The organism is Bartonella sp. CL436QHHD, assembly GCF_042195105.1.
Taxonomy (GTDB): domain Bacteria; phylum Pseudomonadota; class Alphaproteobacteria; order Rhizobiales; family Rhizobiaceae; genus Bartonella.
In genome coordinates, this window is record NZ_JBHINR010000010.1 from 14105 (window position 1) to 28840 (window position 14736).

Annotated in this window: 11 protein-coding genes and 2 pseudogenes; 8 read left to right on the forward strand and 5 right to left on the reverse strand. The window is 38.3% G+C overall.

Annotated features, from left to right (window positions below):
• Positions 1-15: 15 nt before the first annotated feature.
• From ACFIKN_RS01825 to ACFIKN_RS01840, 4 genes and pseudogenes are all read left to right on the forward strand, one after another.
• Positions 16-1308, forward strand: a complete 1293-nt coding sequence (locus ACFIKN_RS01825; RefSeq protein WP_375657819.1) for a TolC family outer membrane protein — start codon at positions 16-18, stop codon at positions 1306-1308.
• Between the two features lie 249 nt (positions 1309-1557).
• Positions 1558-2112: a DUF2497 domain-containing protein gene (locus ACFIKN_RS01830; protein WP_273791444.1), complete on the forward strand. Its 555-nt coding sequence runs from the start codon at positions 1558-1560 to the stop codon at positions 2110-2112.
• A 137-nt stretch (positions 2113-2249) separates the two neighbouring features.
• The gene (locus tag ACFIKN_RS01835) at positions 2250-4973 is read left to right on the forward strand and encodes a valine--tRNA ligase (protein WP_375657820.1); all 2724 of its coding nucleotides are present in this window, start codon (positions 2250-2252) and stop codon (positions 4971-4973) included.
• Between the two features lie 1072 nt (positions 4974-6045).
• Positions 6046-6836: pseudogene (locus tag ACFIKN_RS01840) on the forward strand (tetratricopeptide repeat protein).
• 102 nt (positions 6837-6938) lie between these two features.
• Here the strand turns inward: ACFIKN_RS01840 and ACFIKN_RS01845 are convergent.
• The 5 genes from ACFIKN_RS01845 to xth all read right to left on the reverse strand — a co-directional run bounded on the left by ACFIKN_RS01845 (position 6939) and on the right by xth (position 11122).
• Complete coding sequence (locus ACFIKN_RS01845; protein ID WP_273791447.1) at positions 6939-7685, reverse strand: amino acid ABC transporter ATP-binding protein; 747 nt, start codon at positions 7683-7685, stop codon at positions 6939-6941.
• An 11-nt stretch (positions 7686-7696) separates the two neighbouring features.
• Complete coding sequence (locus tag ACFIKN_RS01850) at positions 7697-8413, reverse strand: amino acid ABC transporter permease (RefSeq protein WP_273791448.1); 717 nt, start codon at positions 8411-8413, stop codon at positions 7697-7699.
• Between the two features lie 2 nt (positions 8414-8415).
• A complete protein-coding gene (locus ACFIKN_RS01855; RefSeq protein ID WP_273791449.1) occupies positions 8416-9168 on the reverse strand; it encodes an amino acid ABC transporter permease in 753 nt (250 codons plus the stop codon).
• 141 nt (positions 9169-9309) lie between these two features.
• Positions 9310-10215 carry a transporter substrate-binding domain-containing protein gene (locus ACFIKN_RS01860; protein ID WP_375631472.1) on the reverse strand — a complete coding sequence of 302 codons (906 nt, stop codon included), beginning with the start codon at positions 10213-10215 and terminating at the stop codon, positions 9310-9312.
• A gap of 124 nt (positions 10216-10339) precedes the next feature.
• Positions 10340-11122 carry an exodeoxyribonuclease III gene (xth, locus tag ACFIKN_RS01865; protein WP_273791451.1) on the reverse strand — a complete coding sequence of 261 codons (783 nt, stop codon included), beginning with the start codon at positions 11120-11122 and terminating at the stop codon, positions 10340-10342.
• A 503-nt stretch (positions 11123-11625) separates the two neighbouring features.
• On the opposite strand from xth, the gene rpsL reads away from it, so the two are divergent.
• From rpsL to ACFIKN_RS01885, 4 genes and pseudogenes are all read left to right on the forward strand, one after another.
• Positions 11626-11997 (forward strand): 30S ribosomal protein S12, encoded by a 372-nt coding sequence (gene rpsL / locus ACFIKN_RS01870; RefSeq protein WP_005773262.1) that lies wholly within the window; start codon positions 11626-11628, stop codon positions 11995-11997.
• 18 nt (positions 11998-12015) lie between these two features.
• Entirely contained in the window at positions 12016-12486 is a 471-nt protein-coding gene (gene rpsG, locus ACFIKN_RS01875; RefSeq protein ID WP_273791452.1) for a 30S ribosomal protein S7, read from the forward strand.
• Positions 12487-12509: 23 nt separating this feature from the next.
• Entirely contained in the window at positions 12510-14594 is a 2085-nt protein-coding gene (gene fusA, locus ACFIKN_RS01880; protein WP_375657821.1) for an elongation factor G, read from the forward strand.
• A gap of 62 nt (positions 14595-14656) precedes the next feature.
• Positions 14657-14736 (forward strand): annotated as a pseudogene (locus tag ACFIKN_RS01885) (elongation factor Tu); the annotation flags it as partial.

A 14736-nucleotide genomic window follows, 5' to 3' on the forward strand; every position in this document is an offset into this window, starting at 1 on the left:
GTTATTGTGTGTATTATGTTTAGAATAAACAAGAAGTTTCAGGCATGTTTATTACTGGTGTTGAGTGTTTTACTATCAGAGACTGTTTGTGCTGAAACATTGATGGAAGCCTTTTCTAAGGCTTATAAATATAATGCTAAGTTGAATAGTGAACGTGCAGCTGTGCGTATATCCAGTGATGATGTTGTCATTGCGCGATCAGGGTTATTGCCACAAGTTGAGGGGGTTGGGAACTATGGGCGGAATAAGTCTTTTACAGGTCCTTATGTCACTTCTGGATCTATAGGAGTGAGATTAAATCAAAGATTATTTGATGGTTTTATCACGCAAAATATCTTTTCTTCAGCTCAAGTTAAGTTGCAGGCTCAGCGTGAATATCTTCGTAATGTTGAACAAAATACGTTTCTAGAGGTGGTGACCGCTTATGCTAATGTCTATCACGCACGTCGTGTTGCCGATCTTCGGAGAGAAAATTTGGCAGCTCTTGAGGAACACGTTCGTTCCAATAAAGCAAAATTTGATGTGGGTGAAGGGGGGCATGTTGATCTTGCTCAAGCTCAAGCTGCACGTTCCGTGGCGGTTTCAGAGCTGAGTCTTGCTCGTGCTGATGTAAAAGCAGCAGAGGCAGTGTATCGACAAGTTATTGGTTCTGATCCTGAAAAGTTAAAACGCCCACCCATAGCCAATGATTTTCCCGTCAACCTTGATATGGCTTACCAAATGAGTGTTGTGATGCATCCAGCAATCCTTTATGCTAAATATTTAGTTGATGCGAGTGCTTATAATGTAAAGGCGAAAGAAGGGGCATTGCTCCCTAAAGTTGATTTTTCTGCAACAGCATCTTATAATCGAATCTACAGCGGGGTTGGAGAAGATGGCGTTTCTAAATCTGTAGGATTGTCAGTAAGTGTCCCAATCTTTGAAGGAGGGCGTACGTCTGCGCAAATTCGCCAATCAAGGGAACAGCTTGGACAGGCGCAGCTTCAACTCGATTTGGCGCATAGTAATACGAGGCAAGCACTGACTTCTGCTTGGTTTCAGTTGGAGGGTGCACGCTCATCTGTTATTGCTTACCGTGAAAGTGTTCGTGCTGCTGAAATTGCTCTGAAAGGTCGTGTTCAAGAAAATCGCGTAGGGCAAGCAACGACGCTGGATGTTTTAAATTCTCGTACTCTATTGATTAATGCTCAGATTGCGCTTGCAATGGCGGAGCGTAATGCTGTTGTGGCGAGCTATAGTGTTCAATCTTCTATTGGTAAATTGACTGCAAGTTATTTAGGTTTAAAAACAATTAAATATATCCGATAATGTATAAAAGTATCTCTTTAATCTTAAATTATTGTAGTTTTTAAAAGATTAGTAAATCAACAGTTGAATATGTTAAAAAATATTGCAGCGAGATATTATCTTTATAAAGTGTAGAAAACTGTGTGTAGCGCCCTCTTTATGACAAGCATATTTGAAAATATCGTGGGAGGCATGTTGATCTTATAATTCTTTTGCATACACTGAAAATATGATTCTATTTGTTGTTGCGTCTTTGAGAGGTTGTAAAGTATGGTACAGAGTTCAAGCGTGTTACGTGAGCCAAGTATGGATGAAATTTTAACATCTATTCGTGAAATAATCGAAGAAAATGCGGTTCAATCTGATCACTTTTTAAATGAAGATGTTGCAGTGAATGCTTCAGAAGTTGCATCAGAGAGTATTTATGATACAGCCTTATCGGTTGATGATGCTATGAAAGCTTTAGCTGATCGTATTGGTCTTTCATCTGAAAATCAAGGGGGGAAGATAACGCAAGAGAAAGAGGATATAGAGGCAGAAAATAATACAGTTGGTATGGATATGCAAAAGATGAAGCTTTCTTCTGAAGAACGGAATTCTGTTTATAAAGCAAAAGAATATGAAGATGAGATAAGGAAATCACAGTCAGATGCAGGAAGGGATGGTCATGTGGAATTGTCTGCATATTGTATTTCTTCTGCAGAAAAGATTGCAAAGGATGTGTTGCGTCCGGCTATAGCAGAATGGTTACAGTCTAAATTGCCTATTTTGCTGGAAGATATTTTGCGTGAAGAGATTGTGAAGGCGATTAAAAAATCGTCTTAATTATTTTTATGTTTTTCATTTTATGGGGATTTTGTTTGCGATTTTGCGAGCTCTCTAGTGAATGGCTGAGATTCACGAGATTCTGATCAGGTTTTGATCATATATTGTGTTTTTCAGCGGCGTTATGGATGGGTAGAATGTTAGAAAAAAACTATGATGCTTCCTCTATAGAGCAACGGGTTGCAAAGAGATGGGAGACTCGTGGGGCTTTTAAAGCGGGAGCTGGTTCTAAAAGCGATGCAGAACCTTTTTGCGTTATGCTTCCACCTCCTAATGTTACAGGCTCACTTCATATGGGGCATGCGCTCAATACGACAATTCAAGATATAATAGTTAGATTTCAGCGGATGCGTGGCAAAAATGTGTTGTGGCAGCCTGGTATGGATCATGCTGGGATTGCTACACAAATGGTTGTGGAGCGTCAACTTGCAGAACGTCAAGAGCCAACGCGTCAAGAAATGGGGAGAGAAAAGTTTATTGAGCGTATTTGGGAATGGCGTTATGAAACTGGAGGCGTTATTGCAAACCAGTTGCGTCGCCTTGGGGTTTCATGTGATTGGTCGCGTGAGCGGTTTACAATGGATGAGGGGTTGTCGCAGGCGGTTCGTGAAGTCTTTGTCACGCTTTATAAGCAAGGGTTGATATATAGGGATAAGCGTCTCGTTAATTGGGATCCTAAATTGTTGACAGCTATTTCAGATCTTGAAGTTGAGCAAAAAGAAGTTCAAGGACATTTGTGGCACTTTAGATATCCACTTGAAGGTAAAACTTTTGATCCAAATGATGCTACAACTTTTATAACAGTGGCGACAACACGACCAGAAACAATGCTTGGTGATACAGGAATTGCTGTTAATCCGGAAGATGAGCGTTATAAAAATCTTATCGGTAAAAATGCTCTTTTGCCGCTTGTTGGTCGTAGGTTATTAATTGTGGGTGATAGCCATGCTGATCCTGAGGCTGGAAGTGGTGCTGTAAAAATCACACCAGCTCATGACTTTAATGACTTTGAAGTAGGACAGCGTAATCATTTACGCTTGATCAATATTTTTACCCAAAAAGCCGAAATTTTTCTTCGTGAAAATGAAGCATTTTTCGATGGTTTGATTTTATCAGATGAATTAAAAATGTTAGTAGAAAATCTCGATAAATCTGATCGTTTTGTTGCTCGCCAGAAGATTATTTCTTTGATGGAAGAACAGGGATATTTAGCTTCTGTTGATGATCATACCCATATGGTTCCTCATGGAGATCGCAGTGGTGTCCCTATTGAGCCTTTTTTGACAGATCAATGGTATGTTCATGCTGCTGAATTAGCAAAGCCAGCGATAGAGGCTGTTCAACAAGGAAAAACGCAGTTTGTTCCCGATAACTGGAAAAAGACTTACTTCAATTGGATGCAGAATATTCAACCTTGGTGCATTTCTCGCCAATTATGGTGGGGACATCAGATTCCTGCTTGGTATGGTCCTGATGGAACGGTTTTTGTTGAAAAAAGTGAAAAAGAGGCTTTAGATTCAGCTTTTGCTCATTATGGTGAGGTTGTTGACTTAATCCGTGATCCGGATGTTTTAGATACGTGGTTTTCATCAGCTCTTTGGCCTTTTTCAACATTAGGATGGCCAAATAAAACGACTGAATTATCTACTTTTTACCCAACATCTTTATCTGTGACAGGATTTGATATTATTTTTTTCTGGGTTGCTCGTATGATGATGATGGGACTTCACTTTATGGGTGACGTTCCTTTCCCAACGGTTTATGTGCATGCTCTTGTGCGGGATCAAAAGGGCGCAAAGATGTCAAAATCAAAGGGAAATATTATTGATCCCTTAGAGCTTATTGATCAATATAGTGCTGATGCACTTCGATTTACTTTAGCTATTATGGCAGCACAAGGTCGTGATGTAAAACTTGATGTTTCCCGTATTGCTGGTTATCGTAATTTTGCTACGAAATTGTGGAATGCTACCCGATTTGCACAGATGAATGGTGTGAAGCATGATCCAGCTTTTAAACCAGAACAAGCAAAACTGGCGCTTAATCGTTGGATTTTAACAGAGTTATCTAAAACAATTTCAGCAGTTACGACTGGTATTGAACACTATAAATTTAATGAGTCAGCTGCCACTCTTTACCGTTTCATTTGGAATACATTATGTGATTGGTATTTGGAGCTTCTCAAACCTATTTTTCAGGGGGAAAATGAAGATGCTAAAAATGAGGCTCAAGCTTGTACTGCTTGGGTTTTAGATGAAGTTTATAAACTTCTTCATCCTTTTATGCCTTATATGACGGAAGAGTTGTGGTCTCTTACAGAAACGCAAGCCATCAAGCGTGAGGATATGCTCGCATTGACAAAATGGCCAGAGGAAACATTGATAGATGAAGAAGCTGCTGATGATATTAATTGGCTTATTGATGTCGTCACGGGGATTCGGTCTGTACGTTTTGAAATGAATATTCCAGTGGCGACACAAGCACCTCTTGTTGTTGTTGAAGGAGGGGAAGTAACGCGAGAGCGTGTGAAGCGTTATGATGCACTTCTTAAAAAATTAGCGCGTATTGAAGTTATTGATTTCTCTGATAAAGTTCCGGAAGTATCAGCACAAATGATTTTGGGAGAGGCTGTTTTTTGTTTACCATTAGGACAGTTGATTGATTTGGAGGCTGAACGTGTTCGTTTGAGGAAGGATGTCAGTAAAATTGAACAAGATATTGAAAAAATATCGCTTAAGTTAAACAACCCCAAATTTATAGCAAATGCAAAAGCAGAAATTGTTGAGCGTGAGCGGAACAGGGTTGTAGAACTGCGTGCAGCGCAGAAAAAAATATTTGTTGCTTTAGAGCGGTTAGATTGATTTCAACTTTTTCTTTTGTTAGTTTTTCATGAACGATCATAAAATCTCTACTGAAATCCATTGTTTTATGTTTATCATTAAAGAGACATCTTTTAAGGCGTCCAAGCCTATTCCACGACGTAGATCATGAATGGTATAACGGTAAATCCATTGGGCTTCCCTTCTTTATGCTTGTGAAGTAACAAGCGCCGGCACCATTCTGTCCAATCCGGACAGCCCTTGGCACTTAAGACCGTTCATAAGAGGCATTTTTAGTTCTTTCTTACACAGAGTTTTTATCCACATAGCTTTCTCTGCTTGTAATGTGCAAGCGGATGATTTTGATTGATTTAACATGGAGCACGTTTGGAATGAGAGAATCTTACGATATTCGAGGGCCTCATTCAACATGCAAAAAGGAAAATTATAATTATAAATCAATTTCTTGCTTTATTACTGTAAAATATCATCATTTAGAGTAGCAATATAAGGTATGTAAAATTACACATGTGGTATTTTTTTGTATGAGTGGTGAGTATTCTAAGGTAGAACTTGTGTGTAAAGTATGAAGTAACCCCATGTGAAATGATGTCAGGTGCAATCCGTTAAATAAAAAGCTGTATTGTTTATAGATTGACGGAGACAAAAAACTTCATCCTTAAGGTGGTAAGGCAGTCGTGAAGTTATAAGTTAATTATCATCATTATATTTATCCATCTTTCGTATTGTTTTTTATACTTAAACGCTTACCATTCATCATGTATTCTCTTCGTTCTCAAGTTGTTGTTTAATGCACGTTATTTTATTGAACGATTTTTGCTCATACGTATAAAATTTTAAGATCGATAAATCTTAGAATGTTAAAGGATGTGTTACAAAATATAGAATGATGATTTATATTTAAAAATCAATTTGTTATATATAAAAATGGATACTTAATTTTATCGAACATTTTGGATGGTTTTTATCTATTTGTTTTTTCTTTTAAAATTTTTACTTTAAAATTGCGTATGCTTCTTACTAAGAAAAAGAGTTTAAATATCTACAAAGAAATTCGTAACAGATATAATCATTAAAATTGAGGTAGGGGGAAATGGTTAATAGGTTTCAGATATGGAAAAAGGTCACGATTGTTGTGATTTTAGGGGGATTCTTTTCGACTGTTTATGTAATAGATGTCAATAGCTTGCAAGAAGCGAATGATGGTTCGTTTTATTTTTAAAACGTGGCATGTCTGCTTATAAAAATGGGCATATAAATCAGGCTATTGCAGCATTACGTTGTGCAGCTAAGAGAGGCCATATTGGTGCGAATTGGAAACTTGGCTCTATCTATGCAAACGGTGATGGTGTCTCTAAAAATGATTATAAGGCATATAATTTTTTTGCATATATTGTTGAAAAAGGTGCTGATCTTGGTTCAGAGGATGAAAGTTATGTTTCTGACGCATTGGTTAAACTTGCGGGATATATAAAAAAAGGTATTCCTCAATCACCTGTGAAACCTGATCCTTCTTATGCTGCTCATCTTTATATGCAGGCTGCGGTAAACTATGGAAATCCTAAAGCTCAGTATCATTTAGGAAAAATATTTTTAAAGGGAGAGGGAAGGGAGAAAAATCTTATACAAGCAGCACGATGGTTTCAACTTTCAGCAAAAAAAGGAAATCTTTCCGCCCAAGCAATGCTTGGAAATATACTGCTTAAAGAAGGAAAAATTGTCCGTGGGGCAGCAATGTTAACTGCTGCCTATGAAAAAGCTAACGTAAAAGACAAAAATTGGATTCACCCTTTGCAAGAAGAGGCTTTTGCTCTTTGTAATGAATCTGAGAGACGTACAGCAATTTCACTGGTTGCTGAGATTTTAAAGAATAACAGTTTTTAAACATCTGATTGTAATATTTTTACATTCTCTCATCTTATATTAAACTCTGTTTCCTTGTATACAAGTTCATAGTAAAGATAGCTTTTTTTGATAATCTAACGGCTAATGACTTAGGATTTTAGACAAAAATTCTTGCGTTCTTGGTTTTCTTGCTTGCGGATCAGAAAAGAACTCTTTAGATGAGCAGTCTTCAAGAATTGTTCCTTGATCTATGAAAATAACACGCTCCGAGACTTTTTGTGCAAATCCCATTTCATGGGTTACACAAATCATCGTCATACCTTCTTCTGCTAAGCTAATCATGACATCGAGTACTTCACCTACCATTTCAGGATCTAGAGCAGATGTTGGTTCATCAAAAAGCATGACAAGTGGATCCATAGTTAAGGCACGTGCAATAGCAACACGTTGTTGTTGCCCTCCAGAAAGTTGACCAGGATATTTATCTTTGTGTTCAATGAGTCCAACGCGTTCAAGATATAACAATCCACGTTCAAGTGCTTCTTTTTTGCTTCGTTTTAGGACTTTGATTTGTGCAATTGTCAAATTTTCTGTGACAGATAAATGGGGGAAAAGCTCGAAGTGTTGAAACACCATTCCTACCTGACTTCGCAATTTAGGCAGATTCGTTTTTTTTGAATGAACTGGTATTCCATTAATCCAAATTTCACCTTTTTGAAAAGGGACGAGAGCGTTAATAGTTTTAATGAGTGTTGACTTTCCGGAGCCTGATGGACCACAAACGACAACGACTTCTCCTTTATTAATGTTGGTTGTACAGTTTTTAAGGACTTTAATTTCGCCATACCAATTAGAAACATTTTTTATTTCGATCATATGAGTAGACATTTTTTTTCCTGTTAGCGAATAATGGATACTTTTTTTTGTAAATACAAAACTATTTGTGACAGTGTAAAACAGATAACAAAATAGAAAATAGCTGCTAAGATATAAGCTTCTTGCTTTACACCAAAATTATTAGCAGCAATATCAAAACCATTCAAAAGGCTATGACCACTGATGGCATAAACAAGGGTTGTATCCTGAAAAAGGATAATAACTTGTGTTAAAAAGACTGGAAGCATATCTCTAAAGGCTTGAGGAAGAATGACAATGTACATACTTTGCCAATATGTCATTCCAAGAGCTTGTCCTGCATATTTTTGTCCTTGCGGAACTGAATTGATTCCAGCACGCATAATCTCAGCAAAATAAGCCGTTTCAAATGCGGTAAAGGTAATGAGTGCTGATTTATTTGCACCGATGGATATACCGGTTAAAAAAGGCAGAAGCACGAAAAACCATAAGATAACCATCACAAGTGGTATTGAACGCATAGCTGTTATGTAACCTATTGCAAACCAAGAAAGAAGTTTTATGGAAGAAAGGCGCATCATTGCTAAAAGCGTACCGAAAACAAACCCCAACACCGTTGCAAAAAGAGTTAGAAAAACGCTAAAGAGTAAACCTGATAAAATGTAAGAACGAAATACATCAAAGGTAAAAAAGGAAAAATCAAAGTCGGAAAAATTGAAAGGAGAATAAAGTCCAAACTGAGAGCTTATGAAATTCATCATATTCAATTTCCCTTTGTTTGAAAATTAGGAATTTTGAGTATTTGTTCAATGACTGTCATCACAATGAATACGAATAAGGCTATTAGAATATAAAGAGCCGTAACAAGTAAATAATTTTCGTAAACATGGCTTACCTCTTCAATTGCTTGGTATTGAAATTGCATGAGCTCATTTATTGAAACGGCGAATGCTATAGACGAATTTTTCACAATGCCCATTGCTTCTGAAGTAAGAGGTGGCATAATTGCACGTATAGCACGTGGTAGTATAATATAGCGATAACTTTGATAAGTTGTAAACCCCATTGCCATAGCAGCATAGCGTTGTCCAGAAGGAATCGCTTCAATGCCTGAACGAACCTGTTCTGCAATGCGTGCAGATGTAAAGAATCCCAATGCGCATGTTATTAAGAGAATGGGGGAAAATTTCATCGCTGGTGGATAAATCTTCGGAACAACAAAATACCACAAAAACACTTGTACAAGGAGGGGAATATTACGCATAATCTCTACCCAAATAGTACCGATAGTGCGAAATATATAATTGGTTATGGATGTTTTAGGTAAAGTGCGCATTGTTCCTATAACAACACCACACAATACAGCTAATATAAGTGAAGTGATAGACAATATAACCGTATTTTTAAAGCCATCGAGAAGTGTATCTAAATAGGTATGGCTCACGCCGGGAGTCCCCAAGCATCCTGTTACCAATGTTTGAGTAAGGTCATCTCTACAAAGGAAAGAAAAGTCCATTAATTGATATTCCCTCAAATTAGTCATTCACAAATAGGGCAATAAACCAAGCGCATCTACATAGGCCAAATTTATTTAAAAGTGAATTAAAATATAAACCACACTCAATTTCAAAAGAGTGTGGTTCTTTTTTATTAAATTCTATAAATCTTTTTCTGCGTAGCTTTCTCGAGGTTTATTATTTGGGTGATCCCAAGCATATCTTGTTTGTTTTGACAAGGGAAGGTTCATAACAGTGTTAGCAGGTGGGATCGGTTTCATAAACCACTTATTATAAAGCTTTTCCAGTGATTCATCTTTAATCTGACGTACGATACTATCGTTGATTGTTTGTTCAAATTTTTTGTCATTTAATCTGAGCATACAGGCAATAGGTTCGACTGAAAGTACAGTATCAAGAATGACATAATCAGATGGATTCTTTGATTTAGCAATATGTCCAGCAAGAATTGAAGCGTCCATGACAAAAGCATCTGCCTTACCAGATTCTAATAACAAAAAACTATCTCCGTGATCTTTCCCCTTTAAAACTTTAAACTGAATGTTTTTTGCACGTTTATTTTTACGAATAAGTTGAACAGATGTTGTACCGGTGGTCGTTGCAACTGTTTTTCCATTTAAATCCTCAAGAGATTTAATGTTAGAATTTTTCTTTACAGCAATCCGAACCTCCTCAATGTATGTCGTATAAGCAAATGCTGCTTCTTTACTGCGGGCAAGATCATGTGTTGTTGAGCCGCACTCAAAATCATAGGTTTTATTTTTTAAGAGAGGAATTCTATTTTGAGAAGTGATGGGAAGATAATGAATTTTAATTGGTTTACCAATTTTTTTTGAGATATCATCAATGATCCGTTCTGCCATTTCTGTATGAAAACCTACATATTTATTATTACCAAGGGCGTAGGCTAAACCAGATGATTCACGGACACCTAAAGTAATTTCCCCTGTTCGTTTTATTTTTTCAAGAGTATCATGTTCAGCATGTGCGAAACTTGAGAATCCAATGGCCGTTGCTGCAATAAGCATTAACAATGATTTCTTCATTTATGTCCTCCATTCATTTATTTTTATTTTAGTTGCTTAAGATATACTGTTTATATGCTGTAGCATAGTTATTATTTTTGAGTGGATTTTTTTTGTTGTCTCATGAAATGAGGATTGTACTTTCTTAATTGATATTAAGGTGAATCCAAACAGGAACGTGGTCGGATGGTTTTTGATATCCCCTTACTTCTGCTTGGCTATGAGCGCAAATTAGTTGATCAACAGCTTCTGGTGATAATAATAAATGATCAATGCGAATCCCATTATTCTTAGGCCAGGCACCTGCCTGAAAATCCCAAAAACTGAAGGAGGGAGTATCGGTGACATTCCGGATAGCATCATAAAAACCTAAATGAAGAATACGTTGGAATGCTTTTCTTGTTTCTCCAAGAAATAAGGCATCTTGATACCATTCTTGAGGTTTTTTTGCATCTAATGGAGCGGGGATGACATTATAATCACCCGCTAGAATAAGGGGTTCTTCATACGCAAGCAATGATTTTGCATGTGTATATAATCTTTCCATCCATTCTATCTTATAGGAATATTTTTCACTCTCAATAGGATTCCCATTTGGCAAATAGAGAGATGCAACACGAACAACACCTTTGTTTGTTGAATAAACTGCTTCAATGTAACGTGTTTGTTTATCATTATCATTGCCTGGTAATCGACGGATCACTTCATCTGGTGTTTTTTTAGAGAGAATCGCAACGCCATTAAAACTTTTTTGTCCGTGTGTTTCTATATGGTAACCTAAACTTTCAATTGCATCGCGTGGAAAATTTTCATCAATACTTTTAATTTCCTGTAAACAGACTATGTCCGGCTGGCTTTGCTGCAGCCATTGACATAATGTTTCATGTCGTGCTTTTATCCCGGCAATATTCCACGTTGCTATTTTCATGGCGCTCATCATTAGATATCAAATATGCAATTCAATTTACTGCTCAATTTACTGCATTTATGTTTTGCTACAGTCATATCGCTACTTTTTTATTTATAGGGATATTACTTATGGTAAATTGATTTATCAAGAGTAGCGGTAAAAGCAAATTTAAAGCTTTAAAATTTAATTTATTTTCATTTTTAAAAACTTTCTGCTGTTTAGTTCTTGACGAATGTACGTGTTCTCGCTATTAGAGATGGATATAGCCGATGTGGGTGTAATCAGGTGCTTTGGATATGAACCGGAAGATTATTCACAGGTGTTAAGAAGATTAAAAGTAAATCCTAGTGCAAAAGGCTACTGCCTTCTCTGCTTATGGTCGGGTAAACTGTTTTTTGCAGGTGTGCCCGATTTTGTGTGTAGACTTAAATATCTGTTCCGATTCTGTTGGGGTGGATGGAAATGAAAATAGAAAAGCCCGATTGGGTGAGAAGAATATAGATCAAAAAGAGGAAGGTTGCATGCCTACCGTAAACCAGTTGATTCGTAAGCCGCGTGTGGCGCCAGTTAAACGTAATAAGGTTCCTGCTCTGCAGTCGAATCCGCAGAAGCGTGGTGTTTGTACGCGTGTTTATACAACAACGCCGAAGAAACCTAATTCTGCTCTTCGTAAAGTTGCTAAAATTCGCTTGACGAATGGATTTGAGGTGATTGGTTATATTCCTGGAGAGGGACATAATCTTCAAGAGCACTCTGTTGTGATGATTCGTGGTGGTCGTGTAAAAGATTTGCCAGGAGTTCGTTATCACATTATTCGTGGTTTGCTTGATACCCAGGGTGTCAAGAATCGTAAACAGCGTCGTTCAAAGTATGGCGCAAAGCGTCCAAAATAATATTGAGAGACAAAGCCAATGTCCCGTCGTCATAGAGCAGAAAAGCGTGAGATTAATCCAGATCCAAAATTTGGTGATTTGGTTATTATGAAATTTATGAATGCCATTATGTTTGATGGTAAAAAATCAGTTGCAGAGCGTATTGTTTATGGTGCACTCGATTCTGTAGAAAAAAGAGTAAAAACAGATCCTGTGGCTCTATTTCATCGGGCCTTAGAGAATGTTGCTCCTCATATTGAGGTTCGTTCACGCCGTGTTGGTGGTGCTACTTATCAAGTTCCGATTGATGTTCGTCCTGATCGTCGTCAGGCTCTTGCTATTCGTTGGTTGATTGCGGCGGCGCGTGGTCGAAATGAAACGACGATGGTTGAGCGTTTATCTGGTGAATTGATGGATGCGGCTAATAATCGTGGTTCTGCCGTGAAAAAGCGTGAAGATGTTCATCGTATGGCTGAAGCTAATCGTGCTTTTTCTCACTATCGCTGGTAGAAGTTTTAAACAAGGCAAATATAATGGCTCGCGAATATAAAATTGAAGATTATCGTAATTTTGGTATTATGGCGCATATTGATGCTGGTAAGACTACGATGACTGAACGTATTCTGTTCTATACCGGTAAGAATCATAAAATTGGCGAGACCCATGATGGTGCTTCTACGATGGATTGGATGGAGCAGGAGCAGGAGCGCGGTATTACGATTACGTCTGCTGCAACAACGACGTTTTGGGAAGGGCAGGACGGTCGGAAGCGTCGCTTTAATATTATTGATACGCCAGGGCACGTTGATTTTACCATTGAAGTTGAGCGCTCTTTGCGTGTTCTTGATGGCGCAATAGCCTTGTTGGATGCAAATGCTGGTGTGGAGCCTCAGACGGAAACTGTTTGGCGGCAAGCTGAGAAATATCGCGTGCCTCGTATGGTTTTTGTTAATAAAATGGACAAAATAGGAGCTGACTTTTATCGTAGTGTGGAGATGGTTGGTTCTCGGTTGGGTGCTAAAGCGCTTGTTTTGCAGTTGCCGATTGGTGCTGAAAATGACTTTGAAGGTGTTGTTGATCTTATAGAAATGAAGGCTTTAAAGTGGGATGGTTCTATTGGTGCCTCGGCGGTGATAAGTGAAATTCCCTCTGATTTAAAGGAGAAAGCTGAAGAATATCGCGAGAAATTGATTGAGATGGCTGTGGAGGTTGATGAAGCAGCGACAGAGGCTTATTTAGAGGGTGTTATGCCAACCAACGAGCAGCTTGTTTCTCTCATTCGTAGGGGGACAGTAGAAGTTCAGTTTCATCCGGTTCTTTGTGGTACGGCTTTTAAAAACAAGGGGGTGCAGCCACTTTTGGATGCTGTTGTTTCCTATCTTCCTTCTCCAGTTGATATTCCGGCGATTAAGGGTATTGATGTAAAGACTGAGGCTGAGACAACACGCGAATCTTCTGATGATGCTCCGCTATCTATGCTTGCTTTTAAAATTATGAATGATCCTTTTGTTGGTTCATTGACGTTTTGTCGTATTTACTCAGGTAAAGTTCAGAAAGGTATTTCTCTTGAGAATACTGTGAAAAAGAAAAAAGAGCGTTTGGGGCGTATGCTTCAAATGCATTCAAATTCTCGTGAGGATATTGAAGAAGCATTTGCTGGTGATATTGTTGCTCTTGCAGGACTTAAGGAGACGACAACTGGGGATACTCTTTGTGATCCTTTGAAGCCTGTTATTTTGGAGAGGATGGAATTTCCAGAGCCTGTTATTGAGATTGCAATTGAACCGAAAACAAAAGCAGATCAAGAAAAAATGGGTATTGCTCTTAACCGTCTAGCGGCCGAAGATCCTTCATTTCGTGTTAAATCGGATGAGGAATCTGGTCAGACTATTATAGCTGGAATGGGTGAGCTTCATCTTGATATTATTGTTGACCGTATGCGGCGTGAGTTTAAGGTTGAAGCAAATGTTGGGCAGCCTCAAGTTGCTTATCGTGAGTCAATTACTAAAATGGCGGAAATTGATTATACGCATAAGAAGCAATCGGGTGGTGCCGGTCAATTTGCTCGTGTGAAAATTGTTTTTGAGCCTCATGATGGTGATGACTTTATTTTTGAGTCAAAGATTGTTGGTGGTGCTGTTCCTAAAGAATATATTCCCGGCGTCCAAAAGGGGATTGAGAGTGTTATGGGGTCAGGTCCTCTTGCGGGCTTTCCTATGCTTGGTGTAAAAGCGACTCTCATTGATGGTGGTTATCACGATGTTGATTCTTCGGTTTTGGCTTTTGAGATTGCGGCTCGTGCGGCTTTTCGTGATGGGGCAAAGAAGGCTGGTGCACAGCTTCTTGAACCGATCATGAAGGTGGAAGTTGTTACACCAGATGATTATGTTGGTGATGTTATTGGTGATCTCAATTCTCGTCGGGGACAGATTTCAGGAACTGAAGCGCGCGGCATTGCAACGGTTGTGAATGCAATGGTTCCTTTGGCGAATATGTTTGGTTATGTGAATACTCTTCGCTCTATGAGTCAGGGGCGTGCGCAGTATACAATGCAGTTTGATCATTACGAGCCTGTACCTTCGGCTGTTGCTTTGGAGATTCAAAAGAAATACGCGTAATTTCAGGTTGGTAATTAATTTTTAACTTAGTCCTTGGCTTGGACGGAAAATGGAGAGCTCAAATGGCGAAGAGCAAGTTTGAACGAACAAAACCGCATGTTAATATTGGTACGATTGGTCACGTTGATCATGGGAAGACCTC

Bases quoted from the DNA above. Each gene is read 5' to 3' on its own strand.
- ACFIKN_RS01825 (WP_375657819.1), top strand. From the start codon at position 16: ATGTTTAGAATAAACAAGAAGTTTCAGGCATGTTTATTACTGGTGTTG.
- ACFIKN_RS01830 (WP_273791444.1), top strand. From the start codon at position 1,558: ATGGTACAGAGTTCAAGCGTGTTACGTGAGCCAAGTATGGATGAAATT.
- ACFIKN_RS01835 (WP_375657820.1), top strand. From the start codon at position 2,250: ATGTTAGAAAAAAACTATGATGCTTCCTCTATAGAGCAACGGGTTGCA.
- ACFIKN_RS01845 (WP_273791447.1), bottom strand. From the start codon at position 7,685: ATGTCTACTCATATGATCGAAATAAAAAATGTTTCTAATTGGTATGGC.
- ACFIKN_RS01850 (WP_273791448.1), bottom strand. From the start codon at position 8,413: ATGATGAATTTCATAAGCTCTCAGTTTGGACTTTATTCTCCTTTCAAT.
- ACFIKN_RS01855 (WP_273791449.1), bottom strand. From the start codon at position 9,168: ATGGACTTTTCTTTCCTTTGTAGAGATGACCTTACTCAAACATTGGTA.
- ACFIKN_RS01860 (WP_375631472.1), bottom strand. From the start codon at position 10,215: ATGAAGAAATCATTGTTAATGCTTATTGCAGCAACGGCCATTGGATTC.
- xth (WP_273791451.1), bottom strand. From the start codon at position 11,122: ATGAAAATAGCAACGTGGAATATTGCCGGGATAAAAGCACGACATGAA.
- rpsL (WP_005773262.1), top strand. From the start codon at position 11,626: ATGCCTACCGTAAACCAGTTGATTCGTAAGCCGCGTGTGGCGCCAGTT.
- rpsG (WP_273791452.1), top strand. From the start codon at position 12,016: ATGTCCCGTCGTCATAGAGCAGAAAAGCGTGAGATTAATCCAGATCCA.
- fusA (WP_375657821.1), top strand. From the start codon at position 12,510: ATGGCTCGCGAATATAAAATTGAAGATTATCGTAATTTTGGTATTATG.